The organism is Pectobacterium actinidiae, from assembly GCF_000803315.1.
Classification (GTDB): Bacteria; Pseudomonadota; Gammaproteobacteria; order Enterobacterales; family Enterobacteriaceae; genus Pectobacterium; species Pectobacterium actinidiae.
The window spans coordinates 2628130-2650682 of record NZ_JRMH01000001.1 but is presented as its reverse complement, the minus strand read 5'-3'; the positions used below and the strand labels follow the sequence as shown (position 1 = coordinate 2650682).

The window sequence follows — 22553 nt, the reverse complement described above, 5'->3', positions numbered from 1 at the left end:
GAGGAAAGCATGGCGAGTCTGCCAGAACCGCAGAAACTGGCGCGCAATTTTGCGCGCTGTAATGACTGGGAAGAGAAATATCTTTATATCATCGAGTTAGGGGAGCGTCTTGATCCATTACCCGATGCGTGGCGTAATCCTGATAACCTGATTTCAGGGTGCCAGAGCCAGGTTTGGATTGTGGCGCAGCCTGATGAGCAGGGCATTATCATCCTGCACGGCGACAGCGATGCCGCTATTGTTAAGGGGCTGATTGCGGTGGTTTTCAGCCTGTATCAGGGGCTGACGGCGCAGGAGATTGTTGAGCTGGATGTGCGGCCATTCTTTGAATCGCTGGCGCTGAATCAACACCTGACGCCATCGCGCTCTCAGGGGCTTGAGGCGATGCTGCGCGCGATTCGTGCGCATGCTGCGGCACTGCTTTAATTTTCTCCCCTGTTTTCTGCTTTCCTGGAGTATAAAAAAAGCGCTGTGACGGAAAAAACGTCCAGCGCTTTTTTGTTTTTGTATTCACTGATTTTTACCAACGGCACGCTATTGTTTTTTGTTGAATTTATTAACCCGCTGATATTTCAGAATTCGTCCCGTATATTTATTTTTCATTAAATTTTATTCTGACTCGGCTTTGTAAAGAATTGAATATCAATGCTTTGATTTTTAAATAAAATATTCTTTTGTTACAACAATGCTAATATATACCCACGCTTGGTGGAAAGGGGCAAAATAGCCGCATTGACACCAGATATCTCCTGAAAAATTCGGGTTGCAGCAAGGCGAACGCACAGGCAACTTGAGGTATGACGGGGGTAACAGGGTATAGCCAGCCGGATACTGCATTCTGGGTATAGAACCGGATGTTGTTGATAATTAATATATTATACCCTAAATAATTCGAGTTGCGTGAAGGCGGCAAGCGCACGAATCCCCAGGAGCTTACACAAGTAAGTGACTGGGGTGAGTAAGGGCAGCCAACGCACAAGCAGCTTGAAGTATGACGGGTATAGCTGTGATGTAGGGAACCTAATATGAAACGCGCGTTAACTTTACTTGGTATGGCCTTTGCGGCATATCTGGCCAGCACCGCCGCTAAAGCGACAGAATACCCGCTACCACCCCCTAATAGCCGCCTTATCGGCGAGAATGTCGCTTATACGGTCCCCAATGATGGCCGTCCTCTGGAGGCGATCGCTGCGGATTTCAAGATTGGTCTGTTGGGCATGATGGAAGCGAATCCCGGCGTGGATCCTTACTTGCCGACAGCAGGTTCCACGATCACGATCCCAACGCAAATGCTGCTACCGGATACCCCGCGTGAAGGCATTGTGGTCAATCTGGCGGAGCTGCGCCTCTACTACTACCCGAAAGGGAAGAATACCGTCATCGTGTACCCGATCGGCATTGGTCAGTTGGGGCGCAACACGCCACTGATGACGACCAGCATAAGCGAGAAGCGTGAAAACCCGACCTGGACGCCAACGGCGAACATCCGTAAGCATTATCTCGAAGAGCAGGGCATTAAACTGCCTGCTGTCGTTCCGGCTGGCCCTGATAACCCGATGGGGTTACACGCGTTGCGTCTGTCAGCGCACGGCGGCGTTTATCTACTGCACGGTACGAATGCGGACTTCGGTATTGGCATGCGTGTAAGTTCTGGATGTATTCGTCTGCGCCCGGATGACATCAAAGCGTTGTTCGACAACGTGCCAGTCGGTACGCGAGTACAGATTGTTAACGATGCGATTAAAACGTCCGTTGAACCCGATGGCAAACGCTACGTTGAAGTGCATCAGCCTCTGTCGAAGACCGATAAGGATGATCCACAAACCATGCCGATTACGCTGACGGCGAAGACGAAGAAGTTTGTTAAGGACGCGGAGACGGACAGTAAAGCTGTTGCTGATGCGATTGTGCGTCGTTCAGGCATGCCAATCGTGGTTAGCGTAGGGCAAGACATCAATACCTATCAGCCACCTGTAGAATCGGCTCCAGAAGCGCCTAAAACGCCTCAGGTTGCGCCAATCACGGCGATCAACACCACCGCTCGGTAATAATGAAATAAATCGGCCAGATGCGTTTAGGCGCATCTGTGCTGTCCCAGGGATAGGGCAAAAGAATAAAGAAGCCTGATAAAGCGAAAAAAGGATTGCAAGGAAACGCGGAAAGGGTAAAACGCAGGCAAAAAAAATGGCGCACATTGTGCGCCATTTTCACGACTTAACCAGTTCGATTACTTTTTGTAAGTACGAACTTGGTTGTCCAGACGCTGGTTAGCACGAGCTGCGTCATCTTTAGCAGCTTGTACGTCAGAGCGGATTGCGTTCACGTCGTTGCTCAGTTGGTCAACTTTAGCGTTCAGAGTCTGAACGTCAGAAGACAGCTGATCAATTTTAGCGTTGCTTGAACAACCAGCAAGCAGAGTAGAACCCAGAATTACCGCGCCCAGTACCAGTTTAGTACGATTCATTATTAATACCCTCTAGATTGAGTTAATCTCCATGTAGCGTTACAAGTATTACACAAACTTTTTTCTAATGAGAATAAATTTTTGATGAGAACATGCTTAATTTTGATCGTTCGCTCAAAGAAACAGCGAGTTTTACATATTCATTAAAAAAGTAAGGAAAACAGTGCTATTTTTATCGGATAACTCTGAGGCTTTAGGCTATTAAATGACGTGTTACATAGACGCATTAATTAGGTTATCGCACTGTAGAAAGTCGTTTCAGAATATAAAAAAAGCGCCATTAAGGCGCTTTTTACCGATCTGAGCGTTGGGATCAGAGACGGTGTACGGAAGCGGTGTTGGTTGTGCCGCTGGAAACCAGTGCACCAGACACCATAACCACCACATCGCCAGCCTGAGCATGACCGCTGTTCAGCGCCGCTTCTTTACCGATACGGTAGAAATCATCAGTAGAGGCGATTTCCTTCACCAGCAGCGTATCAATGCCTTTGCTCAGCAGAAGCTGACGCGCGGTGACGTCGTTCGTTGTCAGCGCCAGAATACGGGCATTCGGGAAGTATTTACGGATAGATTTGGCAGACTTACCGCCGCTGGTCGCGACGACAATCAGTGGGGCATCCAGTTTCTCGGCAGTTTCTACTGCACCGCGGCAGACGGCTTCGGTGATACGTAATACGCCAGGCGTCTTGATGGTATCCAGACGGCTTTTCATCACAGAATCGGTACGCTGACAGATCGTCGCCATGATGGTAACGGATTCCAGCGGGTATTTACCTTTCGCACTTTCGCCAGACAGCATAACGGCATCGGTGCCGTCGATGATGGCGTTGGCGACGTCGCCAGCTTCTGCACGGGTAGGACGTGGATTTTTGATCATGGAATCCAGCATTTGCGTGGCGGTAATCACCACTTTGCGTGCCAGGTTACATTTTTCAATCATCATCTTCTGCGCGAAGATCACTTCTTCAACCGGGATTTCAACGCCCAGATCGCCACGGGCAACCATGATGCCGTCGGATGCTTCCAGGATTTCATCGAAATTGTTCAGACCTTCCTGGTTTTCGATCTTGGAGATAATCTGGATGTGCTCGCCGCCGTGTGCTTTCAGGTGGGCGCGGATCTCTTCAACGTCAGAACGTTTGCGGATAAAGGATGCTGCAACGAAATCGACACCTTGTTCGCAACCGAAAATCAGATCGCGTTTGTCTTTTTCGGCCAATGCAGGCAGTTGGATGGAAACGCCTGGCAGGTTGACACCTTTGTTCTCGCCCAGATCGCCATTGTTAAGCACTTTACAAACGACCTCGTTGCCGTTGATTGCCGTAACTTGCATACCGATCAAGCCGTCATCAACCAGAACGGTGTTGCCGACGCTAAGGTCTTCGGTAAATCCTGCGTAGGTTACTGCGACGCGATCTTTGTTACCCACGATAGTTTGATCGGTGGTGAACGTGAACGTTTGACCTGCGGTCAGCGTTACATCAGCGCCGTTTTCCAGCTTCATGGTACGAATTTCTGGGCCTTTGGTGTCAAGCAGGATGGCGGCTTGCTTACCGGTTTTTTCCATGACAGCACGCAGGTTCTTGATGCGTTGACCGTGTTCTGCGTAATCCCCGTGAGAGAAATTCAAGCGCATAACATTCATGCCAGCAGACAGCAGGTTGCCAAGCATTTCTTCCGACTCTGTTTTCGGCCCGATGGTACAAACAATTTTTGTCTTTTTCATACGATAGTTTCTACAAGTTGTGATGGATAAAAAAACGAGTGAACCAGTGGCGATGCGAAACAAGCCGCTGGAAAGAATGTATGAGGAAACAGTATAGGAGGTAAGTATAGATGGTCGTCGTGAATGGGTGATGAAGTGCGCAACCGCTCGTCGCATGAGATTAGCGGGATTCGCGTTGGCGATGCCGTTGATAATAATGTTATTGATAGTGGCACGTTGTTTAGCTGAAACCATTCAATTGAAACGACGTTCCGTATTATAGTTATTAAGCGACGAGAAACAAGGTGGTAAAAGGGATGAAAATGAATATTTTGTCGTGTTTACGCAAAAAACCGAGCGATTTGGTTTTTTTACCTAACTTTGTTGCGCAACTGCCTAAGAAACCCACTGTACAAATATGGTATTATACCGACTGGCTGTAAGTGGTTGATTCTTGTAATGGCCGACAATAAATAAAGAAAGCGCATGTAAGCTGCATGTTTTTCTGTCGATCCGTATCACGTTTTTGTGTCATGCTTCTTGAGAAGATGAATGCAAATGGTAGTTTACCCGCCATTGCGGATTGTTACTGCGTAAGCAGGCAAAACCAGATGCTCGTTCTTGTTACGGGTGTCTGGTTTTTTTGTTTCCAGGGTTTGAAAAATGAAGATTGCCAAAATACTCAACAATAATGTCGTCACCGTAATCGACGAAAACAATAATGAGTCGGTTGTGATGGGGCGCGGGCTGGGCTTCAAAAAGCACTCTGGCGATCTGCTGGACGAAACGCTGATTGAACGCGTGTTTGTGATGAAATCCGGCGAGCTGACATCTCGCCTGCAGGAACTGCTGTCAGAGATTCCGATGGAGGTCATCACGACGGCAGACAAGATCATTCTGCTGGCAAAAGACCGTTTGCCTGGGAAACTGCAAAACAGCGTTTATATCTCCCTAACGGATCACTGTCACTTTGCGATAGAGCGCCATAAGCAAGGCGTGGATATCCGTAATGTGCTGTTATGGGAAATAAAGCGCCTGTATCCAAAGGAGTTCGCTGTTGGTCTTGAAGCGCTGGATATTATTGAGCAGCGTCTTGCCGTGCGATTACCGGAAGATGAGGCAGGGTTTATTGCGCTGCATTTGGTGAATGCGCAGCTCGACAGCGAAATGCCGGAAGTCTTGCAGATTACCAAAATCATGCAGGAAATACTGAATATTGTGAAATATCAGCTGAGTCTGGATTATAACGAGCAGGCGTTAAGCTATCATCGTTTTGTGACGCATTTGAAATTTTTTGCGCAACGGCTAATAGGAAAAAGCACGGTATTTAGTGATGATGAATCATTACATGATGTTGTGAAGGAAAGATATCAATTGTCTTATCGTTGCGCAGAAAAAATACAGCTTCATATTGTCCAAAAGTATCATTACACGTTAACGAAAGAAGAGTTGATGTTCTTAACTATTCATATTGAGCGCGTGCGGACAGAAGGTCAGGATAAAATAGAACCTGGTGATGGAGAATAATTTCCGCTAATTTGCTTTTCGTCACAAAATAGCCATGTGGTAAGGTGAATTTACTTGCACGCGGTGAAAGTGAAAGCATAGAGTAGGTGGAAAGTGAATTATCAGATGAAATAGATTTTCATTGCCGGCGGAGTGGTCGCGCTGGCAAACAAGCAGGATTGTTACTGTCAGGCTAGTCTCGGCGGGCAGGCAAAACCTAAATCGTTTTCTCAATGTTTATTGGGAAAAACGATTTAGGTTTTTTTTTGTCTCAAACAGAACTGGCAATCTTAACTTACTGATATTTAAGTCTGTTTAGTATTAAGGATAGACGATGGAATACAAAGCATTAGCAAATGAGATACTCGATGGTGTCGGCGGACGCGGCAACATCATTAGCGTAATACACTGTGCAACCCGATTGCGTTTTAAGCTAAAAGACAACAAAAAAGCCGATGCCGCTACGCTGAAGAATAATTCAGGCGTCATTATGGTCGTCGAAAGTGGCGGGCAATTTCAGGTCGTTGTGGGTAATCACGTCGGTGACGTTTATCGGGACTTGCTCAATGTTTCCGGCATGAGTGAGAACGCGACGACTGAAAATCAGGATAGTGGCGAAAAGGAAAATATACTTTCTCGCCTGATTGATATTGTTGCAGGTATATTTACTCCACTCATGGGCGTAATGGCTGCTTCCGGGATATTGAAGGGGTTTTTAGCTCTTAGTCTTGCCTGTGGATGGATGGTGGATAGTAGCGGTGTCTATAAATTGCTATTTGCTGCTAGTGACGCATTATTTTATTTCTTCCCGATAATTCTTGGTTATACCGCGGGGAAAAAATTTGGCGGGAATGTATTCGTGACGATGGCGATTGGTGGCGCATTAGTCCATCCAACGATGATCGCGGAATTTAATGCCATGTCAGCGGCAAATTATCAGCCATTACATTTTTTCGGTATCCCTATTACCTTTATTAATTACTCATCATCGGTTATTCCCATTATTTTCGCCGCATGGGTTTCATGCCGTCTGGAAAAACCGCTGAACAAAGTTCTACATGCTAATATCCGCAACTTTTTCACACCTGCATTATGTTTGCTTATCACGGTTCCGCTGACGTTTTTAGCTATCGGGCCTGTGACGACCTTACTGAGTCACCAGTTGGCTGCTGGCTATCAGGTCATCTATAACGCTAACCAAACCCTTGCCGGTGGTTTTATGGGCGGGCTGTGGCAGGTGTTTGTGATGTTTGGGCTTCATTGGGGTTTTGTTCCATTGATGATCAACAACTTCAGCGCGTTGGGTCACGATACGCTTATTGCGGTGCTGACGCCGGCGGTGTTTGCACAAGCTGGGGCGACGCTGGGCGTATTCTTACGTACCCGTGACTCAAAGCTAAAAGGCATCGCTGGCTCGGCGTTCCCTGCTGCGATATTCGGTATCACCGAACCGGCAATCTACGGCGTAAACCTGCCTCAGCGTCGTCCGTTTATCTTTGGCTGCATCGGTGGAGCACTTGGCGGTGGCGTGGCGGGTTACTTCGGTGCGACACAATACTCTTTCGGTTTACCCAGCATCTTCGCGTTCACGCAAATGATCCCATCAACGGGCATGGATAGCTCTGTTTGGGGAGCTATCATCGGAACGTTCGTCGCGTTTCTCTTCTCTGCACTGGCCAGTTATCTGTTTGGGCTTAAAAAAGAACCTGTGACGGAAACTGTGGCGAGTGAAGCTGTACAGGAACAAAAGGCGTCTACCTCCGTTCGTCAGCAAGCCATTATTAGCCCAATCGCGGGTGAAATTCTGCCCCTTGAGCAGGTCGGTGATGAAACGTTCGCCAGTGGATTAATGGGAAAAGGCATCGCGATTAAGCCGCAGGTTGGTCGTGTTGTTTCACCTGTCAATGGCACCGTCGCCTCACTGTTCAAGACTCATCATGCCATTGGCCTCGAATCGGAAGAGGGGGCGGAGGTACTTATTCACGTTGGCATCGATACGGTGAAATTGGATGGTCAGTATTTCACTGCACACATTAAAACCGGCGATGTCGTGAAGCAGGGCGATCTTCTGGTGGAATTTGATTATCAGGCGATTGAGAAAGCCGGCTATGACACAACAACGCCCGTCATTATCACCAATAGCGAAGATTACGTTGATGTTCTGCCTACCGCCGGAAACACCGTGCAGGAACAGGGCGCGCTGTTAACGTTAATCCGCTGACATTGAAATTTATGACCCAATTGGGAGGAGAAAAGATGAGCCATCAGTTTCCAAAAACATTCTTGTGGGGCGGCGCCGTAGCCGCTAATCAGGTCGAAGGTGCGTACTTAACGGACGGCAAAGGGTTATCAACGTCCGATTTACAACCACAGGGTATTTTTGGCGAGATCGTCACGCGTACGCCGGGCGACAGCGGTATTAAAGACATAGCGATCGATTTTTATCACCGTTATCCCGAAGATATCGCGCTCTTTGCTGAAATGGGCTTCAAATGCCTGAGAACCTCAATTGCCTGGACGCGTATTTTCCCACAAGGCGATGAAACCCAGCCAAATGAGGCCGGTCTAGCCTTTTACGATCGCCTGTTTGATGAAATGGCGAAATATGGTATCCAGCCGCTTGTGACGCTGTCACATTATGAAATGCCATACGGTTTGGTGAAAAACTACGGTGGCTGGGGAAGCCGTGAAACGATTACGTTCTTCGAGCGCTACGCCCGCACGGTATTCCAATGCTACAAAGATAAAGTGAAATACTGGCTGACGTTTAACGAAATTAACTGTGCATTACATGCGCCGTTTACGGGTATTGGTTTGCCGACAGGGAATGACAGCAGCAAACAGGATATCTATCAAGCTATTCACCATCAGTTGGTCGCCAGTGCTAAAGCGGTAAAAGCCTGCCATGAAATCATCCCTGACGCCAAAATCGGCAATATGATGTTGGGTTCCATGTTCTATCCATTAACTTGCAAGCCTGTGGATGTCATGGAAACGATGCAGCAGAACCGAGACTGGCTGTTCTTCGGCGATGTTCAAAGTCGAGGATACTACCCTGCATACATGAAACGCTTCTTTGCACAGCATGGTATTACGCTGACGGTGACGGAAGATGACCGCGAATCACTGAAAGAAACTATCGATTTCATCTCATTCAGCTACTACATGACGGGTTGTGTGACCACCGATGAAGAAGTGAACCAGAAAGCTCGCGGGAATATCCTGAATATGGTGCCGAATCCGCATTTGGAAAGTTCAGAATGGGGCTGGCAGATCGACCCGGAAGGGCTGCGCTACATACTGAACTATTTGTATGACCGTTACCAAAAACCGCTGTTCATTGTGGAAAATGGTTTGGGTGCCAAAGATAAACTGGAAAGTGATGGCAGCATTAACGATGACTACCGCATCAAATATCTGAACGATCATCTCTATCAAGTGGGTGAAGCGCTGGAAGATGGCGTTGAAGTAATGGGTTACACCTGTTGGGGGCCTATCGATCTGGTCAGTGCCTCAAAAGCTGAAATGTCTAAACGCTACGGCTTCATTTATGTCGATCGTGATGATGAAGGGAATGGCACCTTAGAACGTCGGCGTAAGAAAAGTTTCTACTGGTATAAAGAGGTGATTTCCTCTAATGGTGGAGCGTTGAAATAAATCATCGTATCGATGGATCATTTACGCATTCATTCTCAGAGAGATAATATTTTGGAATGAATGCGTACTCTCTTTTTTACTACCTATGGGAAAGATAGCGAGGAAATAAGATGAAGCAGGAGGGAATAGGCTAGCTATTAAATTATATAAACGATTATTTGGGTTTTACAAAAATATATAAATAGACGAGCTTTCGGCTAACGTCGAAAGAATGTTGTTTTCAATTTAAAATGTACCCTACTCGGATAATAATCATGCGTAAAAAATTCCCTGTAAAGATGATGGTATTACTGATGTCGTCAGTGTTTTTGTCTAATGGTGCTATGGCTGCAAAATTGACCGTAGAAGAAAGACTTGAACTATTGGAGAAAGAGCTGGCGGCAAATAAGGCCGAATTGCAGTCAACGAAAAAAGAGCTGCGTGAATATAAAACGATAGCGGAGAACAAAACACGAGTAGCCACAAATTCAACGGCGAAAGATAAAACACTAGTTGCTGCATCCGTTGACAATTCTCCCGCTAACCATGCCGTAGCTGCTCCTGTTGTGCAATCAGCGACAAGCTCGGTTGATGTTGCGACTACCGCCAATACGCAACCAAAACCGCTGACGCTGGCTGAAATTAGTAAATACGTCAAAAATGACCTCGGTTTCAGCTACACAGGCTATTTCCGTTCGGGTTGGGCGACTGCCGATCATGGTTCACCAAAATCTTATGCGATTGGTTCGCTGGGGCGTTTTGGTAATGAGCACAGCGGCTGGTTCGATCTTTCCCTAAATCAAAAGGTATTTGAAGAAGGTAACAAGCGTGTTGATGCCGTTGTCCAATTGGATGGCAATGTAGGAATGCAGTACAACAGCGCCTGGTTTGGTGAAGACGCGACTAACGAAAATAAACTGCAATTCTCCCAAATGTACGTCACAACGAAAGGGTTTTTACCGTTCGCGCCAGACGCTGATTTTTGGGTCGGTAAAAATACCTTACCCGTCTATGAAATTCAGATGCTGGACTGGAAAAGCCACCGTTCAGAAGCGGCCGGCGGTGTAGGTATTGAGAACTGGCAGTTGGGCGTGGGTCAGCTTGATCTTTCTTTGAATCGTGAAGATGTTAACGCACGTCATGCGTTATATAACCCGCGCAATAGCAGCTCACCCCAGGATAAACACCAGGTCAATACCAATGCCGTTGATATTCGCTACAAGGGTATTCCGCTATGGGATAATGCAACGCTATCTCTGATTGGTAAATATGCGCAGGCCAATAAAGACAATATACAGAAGAATGATGAAAGCGACGGTTCATCTTATAAGTTGAAAGATGCCTGGACTGCGGGCGTAATTCTACGTCAGGGGTTATATAACGGTGGCTTTAATGAATTTACCGTGCAAGGTGCCAGCAATGCAATCGCGAGCGGCTTTGCCAATATATCTGATGCCAATCCGACGTATAGCCGAAATGGTGATTATTACGGCAATCATTCAGGAAATGCATTCCGTCTGATCTCACAAGGCGAAATGTATTTGCGTGATGATATTATTATGGCAAATGCGTTAGTTTACTCAAAAGGCAATGATATCTATAGTTATGACACGGGGGAAAATACCGATTTTGACAGTATCCGTGCCGTACTTCGTCCGGCCTATATTTGGGATAAATTCAACCAGACGGGTGTGGAATTGGCATATTTTAATCAGACCAATAAAACGAATGGTGTGAACTATCATGAGTCAGGTTATAAAACGACGCTGTATCACGCACTTAAAGTGAATACCAGTATCCTGACGTCACGACCGGAAATTCGTTTTTATGGCACTTACCTGAAAATTGAAGATAACGATATCAGTAATGCCACATTTAACGACAGCAAGAGCGATCAATTCTCCTTGGGTGTTCAGGCGGAAGTCTGGTGGTAATACCTGTCATCGCATCAGCACCGCTTCGGCGGTGCTGTTACATTTAGCAAAAACAGACTCGATTAAGTGATATTCGGAATGGAGTTATGGGAATGAACATGAAGAAAATATCGTTATCATTGTTGACCTTGAGTGTATTGGCGGGCGTTTCTGTCAACGTGTCTGCACTACCTGCCGATTTTCCCGTTATGCCCGCGGCAACCGTTCCCGTGAGCCAGTATGTGACCGCGGTGAATGCCGATAGCAGCATTACTTTCCGCCTGTTTGCACCAACGGCGAAGCAGGTCAGCGTTTTTACCGGTTCGACGCCCGATAGCATCGTATCCCATGCGATGACGAAAGATGAATCTGGTGTATGGACGTTCAAAACGTCAGCGCTGGCACCGAATCTGTATGAGTATTTCTTCAGCGTGGATGGCTTTCGCACCATCGATACCGGTACGGCGATGACTAAACCGCAGCGTCAGGTGAATACCAGCCTGATTCTGGTGCCGGGGAGCATTCTGGATGTGCGTCAGGTTCCACACGGTGAGCTGAGAACGCTGACTTATCATTCGAAAGAATTGAAATCAGAGCGTCAGATGTATGTCTGGACGCCACCGGGCTATAGCGAGTCGTCAAAACCACTGCCGGTACTTTACTTCTATCACGGCTTTGGTGACACGGGGGCATCGGCTGTGGTGCAGGGGCGCATACCGCAGATGATGGATAACCTGCTGGCGGAGAAAAAAATTGAGCCGATGTTGGTCGTCATTCCTGATACGGAAACGGACGTTCCCGGCATCATCCCGGAAGAGTATCCCCCTCAGGAGCGACGCAAAGTGTTTTATCCGCGCAATGCGCTAGCGGCGGACAGAGAACTCATCCATGACATTATCCCCGAGATCGGCAAACGTTTTAACGTGCGTCAGGATGCGAACGGCAGGGCGCTGGCCGGACTGTCTCAGGGCGGCTATCAGGCGCTGGTATCCGGCATGAGCCATCTGGAGCATTTCGGTTGGCTGGCAACGTTGAGCGGCGTTACCACGGAAACAGTGCCAAATACAGCCGTTGCCGCACAGCTTGAACGGCCTGAGCAGATTAATCAGCAACTAAAGAACTTCACGGTGGTGATTGGCGAAACTGACAACATCACGGGGAAGGATATCGCGGGTCTGAAAACCACGCTGGAACAGAAAAATATCCGGTTTGACTACCGCCATTATCCGAATCTTGGTCATGAAATGGATGTCTGGCGACCGGCCTACAGCGAATTTGTTCAGAAGCTTTTTAAATAGCGTCTTCATGTACGGGCAGCGTCGTTGCCTGCCCGCTTTCTCTGATGGCAGCCTGAATCGCTGAGCTGCTATATCAACGATTGCCAAGCACTGTTAAGGATTATCATGTCTATTCACAGGTACTTTTCCCGCTTTGCCATACTGGTCGTGGCATTGCCGTTCCTCTGCGCGTTCACTGTGCAGGCTCAAACTTCACCTTTTGATGTAGCCGATCATAAACAGATCCGCGTCATTATCAGTGCCGATGCTAAAAACGAGGCTGACGATGATTTTGCCGTTGCCCATGCGGTGCTGACGCCAACGATGCAGGTGAAAGGACTGATTGCTGCCCATTACTCCCGTACTGCGCCGTTGATGAAACGTGATGGCGAAAACAGCATGATGGAAAGCTACCATGAACTGCAACGCCTGATGAACGTGATGGGAAAAACGGACATTCCCGTTTATCGCGGTGCGACGCAGGCGCTGAAAGCCGACGGTGGTGCGCCTGCGTTGAGTGAAGGCGCGAAAATGCTGATCAAGGAAGCGTTACAAGACGATCCGCATCCACTGTTTGTATTGGTCATGGGGCCGATTACGGACATTGCCGCTGCGCTGCAAGCTGAGCCGACGATCGCCAGCAAAATGACGGTGGTGTGGATTGGCGGAATGCCTTATCCAAAAGGCGGTTGGGAATACAATATGTTCAACGATCCGGTCGCGGCGAACCGCATATTCAAATCTCAGGTGCCGCTGTGGCAGGTTCCGCATAATGTCTATATGTCCGTGCGCGTCTCGCTGTCTGAGCTTGCTGTACGCGTTAAGCCGCAGGGGAAAGTCGGGGAGTACCTGTGGCAACAGCTGATCGAGTTTAATCGTGCGATTTCCGAAACCATCAAGGATGTTCCCTGGCCGAAAAGCGAAGTCTGGGTATTGGGTGACAACCCCTCGGTTTCTCTGCTGCTGGATGACCATGAATATCACTACACGCTGGTCAACGCACCGCAGTTAAACGACGACCTGACCTATGCACCGCAGAACAATGCGCGCCAGATCCGAGTGTATAACGCCGTTGATGCTCGCTTCACGCTGGAAGATTTCTACGCCAAGCTGGCGCTGGCCTATGGTCAAGGGAAATAAAAATCTTGGAAGGGCAAGCACTGGGGCACTATTTTTCACTTAAGCCCCACTTATTTAGCTTCTGATGTGCTCTATCGGGTAACACGCCGCGCTTTATCAGCAAATACTCTGGGATGAATTGCCGAATGGCGTGTCATCCCAGTGCTCGTGCCACCTACCTTCATCCTTAAATGTCCGGTTTTTAAGTGCTTAATTTTTAAGTCATCTGCGTTTAAGCCCTTTGCTATATTCTGCAATGCCCCTCCATAACTGAGACAATCTTCATATAACTTTCGATACGATTCATTACTTTTATTTACCTTTGATCAAAAACAATATTTTGAATGCATCTTTTTGTTATTCATAGGGTGAGTAATGTCACGACAGTTGTTGTGGTTTCTGTCAAATAGATAACTAAAATGACCGCCAGCAGGCGGCTTAATTTGGACACAAACGCATGGTCAGGATAAGCACGTCAATCTCCTATCTGTGGGGCATGGTAGCCAGTCTCTTTCTCATGATGCCAGCCTATTCCGCTGATGCCCCGGTGCCACCACCTCCCGCCCCGATAGAAGCAAGAAATTCAGTCTTCACCGCTCAACACCCCGATCAGTTCAACTCGTGGAAAGCGACCAGTGAACAGTCTGAGCGTCATGATGCGCTGGCAGAAGATCCCTACATGGTGATCCTCTGGGCGGGTTATCCCTTTTCCAGAGACTATAACAAGCCGCGCGGCCACGCCTACGCATTAACAGATGTGCGTGAAACGTTGCGTACCGGCGCACCAAAGACGGCAGAAGACGGCCCTTTGCCGATGGCGTGCTGGAGTTGTAAGAGCCCGGATGTCGCCCGATTGATCCAACAGGACGGCGAGGACGGCTACTTCAAAGGTAAGTGGGCGCGAGGCGGGCCGGAGATTACTAACGATCTCGGCTGTGCGGACTGCCATGATACTGCGTCCCCGGATTTCGCTCAGGGTAAACCGGCGCTGACGCTGTCCCGTCCTTACGCAGAGCGCGCAATGGAAGCCATTGGCAAACCGTTTGATCAAACCAGTCGGTTTGGGCAGCAATCGATGGTCTGCGGGCAATGCCATGTTGAGTATTATTTTTCCGGTAAGGACAAAGCGGTGAAATTCCCATGGGATAACGGCACGAAAGTCGAAGACATGGAAAAATACTATGACGCCATTTCCTTCTCCGACTGGACCAATTCCCTTTCTCGTGCGCCGATGCTGAAAGCCCAACACCCAGAATATGAAACCTGGAGCATTGGTATTCACGGTAAAAACAACGTGACCTGTATCGACTGCCATATGCCGAAAGTGAAAAACGCGGACGGCAAGCTGTATACCGATCACAAGATAGGTAACCCTTTCGATAATTACGGCGAAACCTGTACCAATTGCCACACGCAAGATAAAGCGGCGATGCAGGCGGTTGTCGCTGAACGCAAAACGGCCATTCAGGACTTAAAACTGAAAGCAGAAGAGCAATTGGTTCACGCGCATTTTGAGGCGAAAGCGGCTTGGGATGCCGGTGCAACCGAAGCAGAAATGCAGCCGATTCTGATGGATATCCGCCATGCGCAATGGCGCTGGGATCTGGCGGTTGCCTCTCACGGTATTCATATGCATGCGCCGGATGAAGGCTTACGGATGCTCGGCACTTCGCTGAGTAAATCCGCCGAGGCGAGAACCAAACTGGTGCGTCTGTTGGCACAAAAAGGCGTGACAGGCGAAGTCAAGCTGCCAGATATCTCGACGAAAGAGAAAGCACAGCAGGCGATTGGGCTCAACATGCAGCAAATCAAAGCCGAAAAACAGGATTTCCTGAATACGATAGTGCCGCAGTGGGATGAGCAAGCGCGCAAAGCGGGACGACTGAACTAATAACCCCTCATCGCCCGTGGACGCGGGCGATCATAAAGTGGAGTGGATATGAGCGTATTACGTTCGTTATTGACTGCCGGGGTGCTGGTATCAGGCATGCTTTGGGCATTGCCAGGGCTGACGCAGCCCGCACCTCAGGCGGAAAAAGGAGAGCGCTGGGAGGTTATGCCGCAGCGCAATCCCGATGAGGCGTGTCTACAGTGCCATAAACCGGAAGAGGATGGCATGCAGGGCAAGCATGCTTCCGCCGTCAACCCGCATAATCAGCAACAGCTGACCTGCACAAACTGTCACGGCAAGCCATCGCCGCTGCACCGCGAAGGCGTTAGAGATGTCATGCGCTTTAACTTCCCGATGTATAAGGTGGAAGAACAAAACAGCGTCTGTATGTCATGCCATACGCCGGAACAGTTGCAGAAATCGTTTTGGCCACACGATGTGCATGTCGCGAAAGTGGCCTGTGCCAGCTGCCACCAGTTGCACCCCACGCAGGATAATATGCAGACGCTGAACGACAAGAGCCGCATCAAACTGTGCGTGGATTGCCATAGCGATCAGCGCAATAACCCAGACTTCAACCCAGCCTCAGTGCATCTGGGTAATAAGAGGCAGCCATGAGTTGCTCTCGTCGTCAATTTCTTGCCCGTATGGGGGGGCTCATTGCCCTCACCAGTACGGCGGGGCAGGTCGTTGCGCAGACGCTGAATATCAACGGCGTTCGCTACGGCATGATCCACGATGAATCGCTCTGTATCGGTTGCACAGCCTGCATGGATGCTTGCCGCGAAGTCAATCAGGTGCCGGAAGGCGTATCGCGCCTGACGATTATTCGCAGCGAACCGATTGGGGCTTTCCCTGACGTGAAATACCGCTTTTTCCGTCACTCCTGCCAGCACTGCGATCATGCGCCTTGTGTTGACGTGTGTCCGACCGGGGCGTCGTATCGCGATGCGGCAAACGGCATTGTGGATGTGAATCCCGATCTGTGCGTCGGGTGCCAATATTGTATTGCCGCCTGTCCTTATCAGGTGCGCTTTATTCATCCGCAGACGAAAACGGCGGACAAGTGCGATTTTTGCCGCAAGACCAATCTGAAGGCCGGAAAACTGCCCGCCTGTGTGTTGTCTTGTCCGACTGACGCGCTGACGTTCGGCAACCTTGACGATCCTGACAGCGAGATTTCCCGCCTGCTTCGTCAACAGCCGACGTATCGTTACAAAATCGCGCTCGGCACTCGACCTAAGGTTTATCGCGTATCGTTTAAATACGGGGAGGTTCATCAATGACGCCCGTGTCTTCAAGCGCATTCCATTTTGCTTCGTTAGTCTGGGACTGGCCGATTGCGATTTACCTGTTTCTGGTGGGCATTTCTGCGGGGCTGGTGACGCTATCGGCCTTACTGCGACGCTACCATCCCGAACAGGCAACGGCCGACAGTACGCTAATGCGCACCACGCTGATTCTTGCACCGTGCACCATCATTTTGGGATTGCTGATTCTGGTTTTCCACCTGACACGTCCCTGGACGTTCTGGAAGCTCATGTTCCATTACAGCGTTACCTCGGTGATGTCGGTTGGGGTCATGCTGTTTCAGGTCTACATGGCGGCGCTGGCAGTGTGGTTAGCCAATATTTTCAGCGAGCAGATTATCGTGCTGCAACAGCGCTGGTTGCCGAAGCTGGTCATGCTTCCCAAGGTGCTCGGCTGGCTGGCACCGATGCAGAAATCGCTGGATATCGTGATGTTACTGCTGGCGGTGATGCTAGGGGCTTATACTGGTTTTTTACTCTCCGCGCTTAAGACCTATCCGCTGCTGAATAACCCGATCTTACCGGCGCTATTCCTGTTTTCGGGGGTGTCCTCCGGTGCTGCCGTCGCGCTGATCGCCATGGCCTGCCGCTATCGCCGCAATCCGCATAACGAAGAAGCGCACTTTGTACACCGTGTCGAAACGCCGGTCGTGTGGTTAGAGATCTTCTTACTGTTTGCGTTCTTTATCGGCCTTGCATTAGGGGACGATGGAAAGCAGCGGGCGCTGGTGGCCGCCGTGGGCGGCGGGTTCTGGGCCATGTGGTTCTGGCTCGGTGTGGTAGGGATTGGATTAATCCTTCCCTTGCTGCTCAAGTCATGGGCCAACCGACAGCATTCACCTTATGGCGTGTTGGCGGTTTGCGGCATGAGTCTGGTGGGCGTTTTGCTGCTGCGCTTCTTTATCCTCTATGCGGGGCAATTAACCGTTGTCTAATTCCCAGCGAGAGGCCTGTTGATGTTGTTATTGCCAGAATTTGGATATGTCGCGCTGTCGCTGGCGGTTTGCGTTGGTATAGCGACGGCGTTGCTGACATTTTCAGGCTACTCCCTGCGTTGGTCGGGTACTTACCGACTGGCGCGGTGCTGGACACTGGTGCTGTTTGGTCTCGTGCTGTTCGCGTTTATCGCGCTGACGCTGAGTGTGGTACAGGATGATTTTTCTATTAATTACGTCGCCCAGCACAGCCATCGTGATTTACCGCTGGGGTTAAAAATTGCGGCGGTCTGGGGCGGACATGAAGGATCGCTGCTGCTGTGGCTGCTATGTTTAACCAGCTGGAGTGCGGCGTTCGCCTGTCGCTATCGTAAAGCGACGAGCGATCTGTTTCCGCTGACGCTGGCAATGCTGGCCGTGATCGCGACTGCGCTGCTGGTGTTCATTGTCTTTTTCTCCGATCCCTTTGTGCGTCTCTTCCCGCCTGCGGTAGCGGGAAGGGATCTCAACCCCATGCTGCAACATATTGGTCTTATCCTGCATCCTCCGCTGCTCTATCTAGGCTATGGCGGGTTAACCGTAAGTGCGGCGCTGGCGTTAGCCGCCCTGATTCACGGTGAGTTTACGGCGTCAGCCGCCTGGATCTGCTGGCGCTGGACGCTGCCCGCCTGGAGCCTGTTAACGCTGGGGATCATCCTCGGATCGTGGTGGGCCTATAACGAACTGGGCTGGGGCGGATGGTGGTTCTGGGATCCGGTAGAGAACACCTCGCTGCTCCCGTGGCTCACGGCCAGCGCATTACTGCACAGCCTGTCTGTCACCCGCATGCGCGGCATCTTCCGCCATTGGTCGCTGATATTAGCGCTGCTGACGTTCATTTTATGCCTGTTGGGCACGCTGATTGTTCGCTCCGGGATACTGGTTTCTGTCCATGCCTTTGCTCTCGAACATGACCGGGCGGTGCCTCTATTTATCCTGTTTGCCTGCTTGAGTATGGCGGCGTTGGCGGTTTATGGCTGGCGTGCTCAGCTTGTCCATTCTGCTGCCCGTTTCTCCGGTTGGTCGCGGGAAATGATGATACTGCTGGCGCTGCTGTTATTCAGTGCCGTCGCGCTAGTGGTATTACTTGGCACGCTTTACCCGATGATCTATGGGCTAGCGGGCTGGGGGAAAATCTCCGTGGGCGCGCCCTATTTTAACCGTGTGCTTTTGCCCTTCGGTGTCCTGATGCTGTTGCTCATTGGGGTCGCCGCGGGAGGCTACTGGAAACGTAGCGCTCGCTGGCCTGTCCGGCGTGTCGACGTGACGCTGGCTGTTGGTGCCATCATCACGCTGGTCTTATGGCCGCATGGGTATGCCGTTGCACTGGCTGCGGGTCTGATCGGCTGGGTCATGGCTGCGCAGTGGTTACAGCCGCTGTCGGCGATACGTCAGCAACTTCCTGCACTGCTCGCGCATACGGGCGTGGCGCTCTTTGCTCTGGGGATTGCGTTCTCTGCGGGCAGCAAGCAGGAAATCAGCGCCAATGTGGGTCAGGGAGAACAGGTCACGCTGGGCGACTACCATTTCCGGTTTTTACAGTTGGAGTTAGTCGCAGCGCAGAATTACACCGCCGAGCAGGCCGTGATTGCGATTTCTCGTGGCGATTCACCGATCGCTCAGGTGAGGCCGGAACGTCGTTATTACAACGCACGTAAACAGCAGATGATCGAACCGGGCATTGCCTGGGGGCCAATCAGAGAATGGTATGCCGTGATGGGAGAGAAAACCGGCGAAAACCGCTATGCCATGCGTTTCTATGTGCAAACCGGCGTTCGCTGGGTGTGGGGCGGCGGCATGCTGATGGTCGCGGGTGCACTGCTGGGATGGTTCAGAGGGAGAAGAGCCTATGACTAAATATCTTGCGCTCCTTTTCATGCTGTTGGCTTTTTCTGTACCGGCTCAGGTGGTTGATACCTGGGCGTTTTCCAGTCAGGGGCAGCGTCAGGCTGCGATGGCGATTGCCGGCGAATTACGTTGCCCACAATGCCAGAACCAGAGTCTGCTGGAATCGAATTCGCCCGTGGCGGTCAGTATGCGTCATGAGGTTTTTTCCATGGTGGAGCAGGGTAAGGACAAGTCAGACATTATCGCGTTTATGAACCAACGCTATGGTGATTTTGTTCAGTACAACCCACCGATGAAAATGCAAACAGGCATCCTTTGGCTCACGCCACTGCTTTTGCTGTTCGCGATTACGGTTATCGCGTGGCGGGTGATGCGGCAGCAGAAGCGAGGGGGGCGCCCATGAGTCTGTTGAACCTGAATTTGTTCAGCATGGTGTTCGTCGTTCTCGCGATTGTCATTCTGGCTGGTGGGCTGTTATGGCCGCTACTGCCCCAGCGCCAGTCGGAGGAGGAGGGCAAGCTACCGCGTTTAGTGCAGCGCATCTGGCATTTTCAGTGTGAACAGGCAGAGAAGCATCTGTCCGAACATGAGGCAAAGATGCTGGATCGAGAACTGGTCCACGATCTGCCGTTAGCCTCTCCTTCTTCTTGTGCACAGCGCCCAATGCCCGCCATCGCCGTTGTGGTCGCGGTCATCGCTATCCTGTTGAGTGGTGCAACGTTCTACATATTAAGCCCGCGTGCTGCGCTGGTTCAGGCGGAACGCCAGCGACTTGCCGATCCGCTACACGGTTTTAGCGACGTGCAACAACAGGAAAAACAGCTGACAACCTTGCAGGGCAACATTCGTAAAACGCCGGGCAACAGCATCCTCTGGGCTGAGTTGGGTGAATATTATCTTTACCGTAACGCGTATGACAACGCGTTGCGCGCTTATCGGCAGGCGATTGCGCTCAAGGACGATAGCGCGGAATTGTATTCGGCACTGGCGACGGTGCTGTATTACCAGGCCGGTCAGGCTGTCACAGAGCCGATGCAAGAGATGGTCGATAAAGCGCTGGCGCTGGATGCCAATGAAGTGACGGCGCTGATGCTGCTGGCATCCGATGCGTTCCTGAAAGCGGACTATGCGCGCGCGATTACGATTTGGCAGCGCCTGCTGGATACCTACAGCCCGCGGGTTAATCGCGTCCAGTTGATCGAGGCGATCAACACCGCAACGCTGCTGAAGAATAGCCAGAAATAGTGGGTGATACGTTTTGCTTTAGCCGGAAGCCAGGGTTCGCAGGGAGACGGCGATTGAGCCGCCCTGCGTCGGGCGCGAGCTACGCGGTAGCATGAAATGAAGGTCTTGTGGCGCACGAAACAGTCTCGGCGGCTGCATAAAAATATGCCTAATAGATTTCCTGTTTAAGCATGTTGGTGTGGTTTTCGGTACGGTGCGATGACAGGAATAACCGGAATCACCGATTTTATTGATCTCAATAAAAAAGATTAACTCTTTATGGTTACGGCCCCCAAGAGGGGGGAGTAAGGGCGCCATGTTATTCTATACCTAGGGTATATGGCATTAGAAAGTAGGAGTACACCCCGATGTTAGAAGCGCGCGACGTGGTTTGCATACGCGATGAGCATGTGCTGTTCAGCGCGTTGTCGTTTACGGCCTGCGCAGGAGAAATGGTGCAGATTGCCGGTGCCAACGGGGTGGGGAAAACATCGCTATTGCGCATTTTAAGCGGCCTAACGACGCCTGAATCGGGGGAAATCTGCTGGCAAGGGCAACGCATCAACCGTATGCGCGAGCAGTTTAATGAGCAGCTTCTGTGGTTAGGCCATCAGCCGGGCATCAAGAGTGTCCTGACGGGTGAGGAGAACCTGCGCTTTTTCTATCCGCAGCAGGATCAGGATGCACTCTGGCAAGCGCTGGCCGCCGTCGGGCTGGCTGGCTATGAAGATATTCCCGTGGCGCGCCTTTCGGCGGGACAGCAGCGTCGCGTCGCTCTGGCGCGTTTGTGGCTTACCGATGTCCCGCTGTGGATTCTGGATGAGCCGCTGACCGCGCTTGACGTAGCGGGCGTCGAAATGCTGACGCAGCGTATGGAACACCATATTGCGCGCGGCGGCATCATCATTTTAACCACTCACCAGCCGCTGCGTCCGTTCGCTCAGGATATTCGCTGTATCCAGCTTACGCCGAGTGAGGGAACCCCATCATGCGGCGGCTGATTGCTCGAGAACTGCGCGTCGCGTTGCGCAATAACGCGGAAATTCTTAACCCTCTGTGGTTCTTCCTGATCGTCATCATCTTATTTCCTCTGGCTATTGGACCAGAGCCGCAGCTCTTGATGCGTGTGGCACCCGGCGTGGTGTGGGTGGCGGCGTTGCTCGCTTCGCTACTGGGGATGGATCGCCTTTTCCGCGATGACTATCAGGACGGTTCACTGGAACAGCTGACGCTGTTGCCTTTGCCGCTGCCGTTAGTGGTGCTGGCGAAAGTGGTGGTGCACTGGATGGTCAGCGGGCTGCCGCTGTTACTGCTTTCTCCGCTGGCGGCACTGTTGTTTGGGCTGGACAGCCACGGCTGGCGGGTAATGGCGCTAACGCTGTTGCTGTGCACGCCCACGCTCAGTTTTCTGGGGGCGATTGGCGCGGGATTAACAGTCGGGCTGCGCCGCAGCGGCGTGCTGTTAAGCCTGCTGGTTTTGCCGCTCACCATACCGCTGTTGATTTTTGCGACGGCGGCGGTCGAGGCCGCGATGATGCAACTGCCGGTCGGCGGGTATCTGGCGATCCTCGGCGCCTTTCTGGCGGGCAGCGCCACCCTTAGCCCGTTTGCCACGGCGGCGGCGTTGCGGGTGAGCATACAATAATTTTCCGATCTCAGGATCGCCTTTATCGTCCCGTTGGGATG

Annotated in this window: 19 protein-coding genes; 17 read left to right on the top strand and 2 right to left on the bottom strand. The window is 50.8% G+C overall.

The genetic code is table 11. The features are described from left to right. Window positions 1-9 precede the first annotated feature (9 nt). Window positions 10-426, top strand: coding sequence for a cysteine desulfuration protein SufE (gene sufE / locus KKH3_RS11260; RefSeq protein ID WP_039359488.1), 417 nt, complete (start codon window positions 10-12; stop codon window positions 424-426). Window positions 427-1025: 599 nt separating this feature from the next. Further along, the gene (locus KKH3_RS11255; RefSeq protein WP_039359485.1) at window positions 1026-2048 is read left to right on the top strand and encodes a L,D-transpeptidase family protein; all 1023 of its coding nucleotides are present in this window, start codon (window positions 1026-1028) and stop codon (window positions 2046-2048) included. A 179-nt stretch (window positions 2049-2227) separates the two neighbouring features. Here the strand turns inward: KKH3_RS11255 and KKH3_RS11250 are convergent, their stop codons facing one another. After that, window positions 2228-2464: a major outer membrane lipoprotein gene (locus KKH3_RS11250; protein ID WP_005970385.1), complete on the bottom strand. Its 237-nt coding sequence runs from the start codon at window positions 2462-2464 to the stop codon at window positions 2228-2230. Between the two features lie 313 nt (window positions 2465-2777). Further along, window positions 2778-4190, bottom strand: a complete 1413-nt coding sequence (gene pykF / locus KKH3_RS11245; protein WP_039359482.1) for a pyruvate kinase PykF — start codon at window positions 4188-4190, stop codon at window positions 2778-2780. A gap of 642 nt (window positions 4191-4832) precedes the next feature. Here pykF and licT point away from each other — a divergent pair. The 15 genes from licT (at window position 4833) to ccmB (ending at window position 22512) form a co-directional block, all read left to right on the top strand. Continuing rightward, window positions 4833-5696 (top strand): BglG family transcription antiterminator LicT, encoded by an 864-nt coding sequence (gene licT, locus KKH3_RS11240; protein ID WP_039359479.1) that lies wholly within the window; start codon window positions 4833-4835, stop codon window positions 5694-5696. 313 nt (window positions 5697-6009) lie between these two features. Beyond that, entirely contained in the window at window positions 6010-7896 is a 1887-nt protein-coding gene (bglF, locus tag KKH3_RS11235) for a PTS beta-glucoside transporter subunit IIABC (protein ID WP_039359476.1), read from the top strand. Between the two features lie 35 nt (window positions 7897-7931). Further along, window positions 7932-9332: a glycoside hydrolase family 1 protein gene (locus tag KKH3_RS11230; RefSeq protein ID WP_039359473.1), complete on the top strand. Its 1401-nt coding sequence runs from the start codon at window positions 7932-7934 to the stop codon at window positions 9330-9332. 254 nt (window positions 9333-9586) lie between these two features. Next, window positions 9587-11245, top strand: a complete 1659-nt coding sequence (locus KKH3_RS11225; protein WP_039359470.1) for a carbohydrate porin — start codon at window positions 9587-9589, stop codon at window positions 11243-11245. Between the two features lie 86 nt (window positions 11246-11331). After that, complete coding sequence (locus KKH3_RS11220) at window positions 11332-12522, top strand: alpha/beta hydrolase (RefSeq protein WP_181939653.1); 1191 nt, start codon at window positions 11332-11334, stop codon at window positions 12520-12522. A gap of 105 nt (window positions 12523-12627) precedes the next feature. Continuing rightward, a complete protein-coding gene (locus KKH3_RS11215) occupies window positions 12628-13641 on the top strand; it encodes a nucleoside hydrolase (RefSeq protein ID WP_052201328.1) in 1014 nt (337 codons plus the stop codon). 496 nt (window positions 13642-14137) lie between these two features. After that, a complete protein-coding gene (gene nrfA, locus KKH3_RS11210; protein ID WP_052201381.1) occupies window positions 14138-15511 on the top strand; it encodes an ammonia-forming nitrite reductase cytochrome c552 subunit in 1374 nt (457 codons plus the stop codon). Window positions 15512-15559: 48 nt separating this feature from the next. Beyond that, entirely contained in the window at window positions 15560-16129 is a 570-nt protein-coding gene (gene nrfB, locus KKH3_RS11205; protein ID WP_039359461.1) for a cytochrome c nitrite reductase pentaheme subunit, read from the top strand. Continuing rightward, entirely contained in the window at window positions 16126-16797 is a 672-nt protein-coding gene (nrfC, locus tag KKH3_RS11200; RefSeq protein WP_039359458.1) for a cytochrome c nitrite reductase Fe-S protein, read from the top strand. Before nrfB ends, nrfC begins: the two co-directional genes overlap by 4 nt. Further along, complete coding sequence (nrfD, locus tag KKH3_RS11195; protein ID WP_039359455.1) at window positions 16794-17756, top strand: cytochrome c nitrite reductase subunit NrfD; 963 nt, start codon at window positions 16794-16796, stop codon at window positions 17754-17756. The genes nrfC and nrfD overlap by 4 nt, the downstream gene beginning before the upstream one ends. Window positions 17757-17777: 21 nt before the next feature. Next, window positions 17778-19652, top strand: coding sequence for a heme lyase CcmF/NrfE family subunit (locus KKH3_RS11190; RefSeq protein ID WP_039359452.1), 1875 nt, complete (start codon window positions 17778-17780; stop codon window positions 19650-19652). Next, window positions 19645-20046, top strand: a complete 402-nt coding sequence (gene nrfF / locus KKH3_RS11185) for a heme lyase NrfEFG subunit NrfF (RefSeq protein WP_039359450.1) — start codon at window positions 19645-19647, stop codon at window positions 20044-20046. Before KKH3_RS11190 ends, nrfF begins: the two co-directional genes overlap by 8 nt. Then, window positions 20043-20888, top strand: a complete 846-nt coding sequence (nrfG, locus tag KKH3_RS11180; protein WP_080756535.1) for a heme lyase NrfEFG subunit NrfG — start codon at window positions 20043-20045, stop codon at window positions 20886-20888. Before nrfF ends, nrfG begins: the two co-directional genes overlap by 4 nt. 347 nt (window positions 20889-21235) lie before the next feature. Then, the gene (gene ccmA, locus KKH3_RS11175; RefSeq protein WP_039359446.1) at window positions 21236-21868 is read left to right on the top strand and encodes a cytochrome c biogenesis heme-transporting ATPase CcmA; all 633 of its coding nucleotides are present in this window, start codon (window positions 21236-21238) and stop codon (window positions 21866-21868) included. Beyond that, on the top strand, window positions 21856-22512 hold the full coding sequence (gene ccmB, locus KKH3_RS11170) for a heme exporter protein CcmB (protein ID WP_010276475.1): 657 nt from the start codon (window positions 21856-21858) through the stop codon (window positions 22510-22512). The genes ccmA and ccmB overlap by 13 nt, the downstream gene beginning before the upstream one ends. Window positions 22513-22553: the final 41 nt, after the last annotated feature.

Bases quoted from the DNA above. Each gene is read 5' to 3' on its own strand.
- sufE (WP_039359488.1), top strand. From the start codon at position 10: ATGGCGAGTCTGCCAGAACCGCAGAAACTGGCGCGCAATTTTGCGCGC.
- pykF (WP_039359482.1), bottom strand. From the start codon at position 4,190: ATGAAAAAGACAAAAATTGTTTGTACCATCGGGCCGAAAACAGAGTCG.
- KKH3_RS11225 (WP_039359470.1), top strand. From the start codon at position 9,587: ATGCGTAAAAAATTCCCTGTAAAGATGATGGTATTACTGATGTCGTCA.
- nrfC (WP_039359458.1), top strand. From the start codon at position 16,126: ATGAGTTGCTCTCGTCGTCAATTTCTTGCCCGTATGGGGGGGCTCATT.
- bglF (WP_039359476.1), top strand. From the start codon at position 6,010: ATGGAATACAAAGCATTAGCAAATGAGATACTCGATGGTGTCGGCGGA.
- nrfB (WP_039359461.1), top strand. From the start codon at position 15,560: ATGAGCGTATTACGTTCGTTATTGACTGCCGGGGTGCTGGTATCAGGC.
- KKH3_RS11255 (WP_039359485.1), top strand. From the start codon at position 1,026: ATGAAACGCGCGTTAACTTTACTTGGTATGGCCTTTGCGGCATATCTG.
- KKH3_RS11250 (WP_005970385.1), bottom strand. From the start codon at position 2,464: ATGAATCGTACTAAACTGGTACTGGGCGCGGTAATTCTGGGTTCTACT.
- nrfF (WP_039359450.1), top strand. From the start codon at position 19,645: ATGACTAAATATCTTGCGCTCCTTTTCATGCTGTTGGCTTTTTCTGTA.
- ccmA (WP_039359446.1), top strand. From the start codon at position 21,236: ATGTTAGAAGCGCGCGACGTGGTTTGCATACGCGATGAGCATGTGCTG.
- licT (WP_039359479.1), top strand. From the start codon at position 4,833: ATGAAGATTGCCAAAATACTCAACAATAATGTCGTCACCGTAATCGAC.
- nrfA (WP_052201381.1), top strand. From the start codon at position 14,138: ATGATGCCAGCCTATTCCGCTGATGCCCCGGTGCCACCACCTCCCGCC.
- nrfG (WP_080756535.1), top strand. From the start codon at position 20,043: ATGAGTCTGTTGAACCTGAATTTGTTCAGCATGGTGTTCGTCGTTCTC.
- KKH3_RS11190 (WP_039359452.1), top strand. From the start codon at position 17,778: ATGTTGTTATTGCCAGAATTTGGATATGTCGCGCTGTCGCTGGCGGTT.
- nrfD (WP_039359455.1), top strand. From the start codon at position 16,794: ATGACGCCCGTGTCTTCAAGCGCATTCCATTTTGCTTCGTTAGTCTGG.
- KKH3_RS11215 (WP_052201328.1), top strand. From the start codon at position 12,628: ATGTCTATTCACAGGTACTTTTCCCGCTTTGCCATACTGGTCGTGGCA.
- ccmB (WP_010276475.1), top strand. From the start codon at position 21,856: ATGCGGCGGCTGATTGCTCGAGAACTGCGCGTCGCGTTGCGCAATAAC.
- KKH3_RS11230 (WP_039359473.1), top strand. From the start codon at position 7,932: ATGAGCCATCAGTTTCCAAAAACATTCTTGTGGGGCGGCGCCGTAGCC.
- KKH3_RS11220 (WP_181939653.1), top strand. From the start codon at position 11,332: ATGGGAATGAACATGAAGAAAATATCGTTATCATTGTTGACCTTGAGT.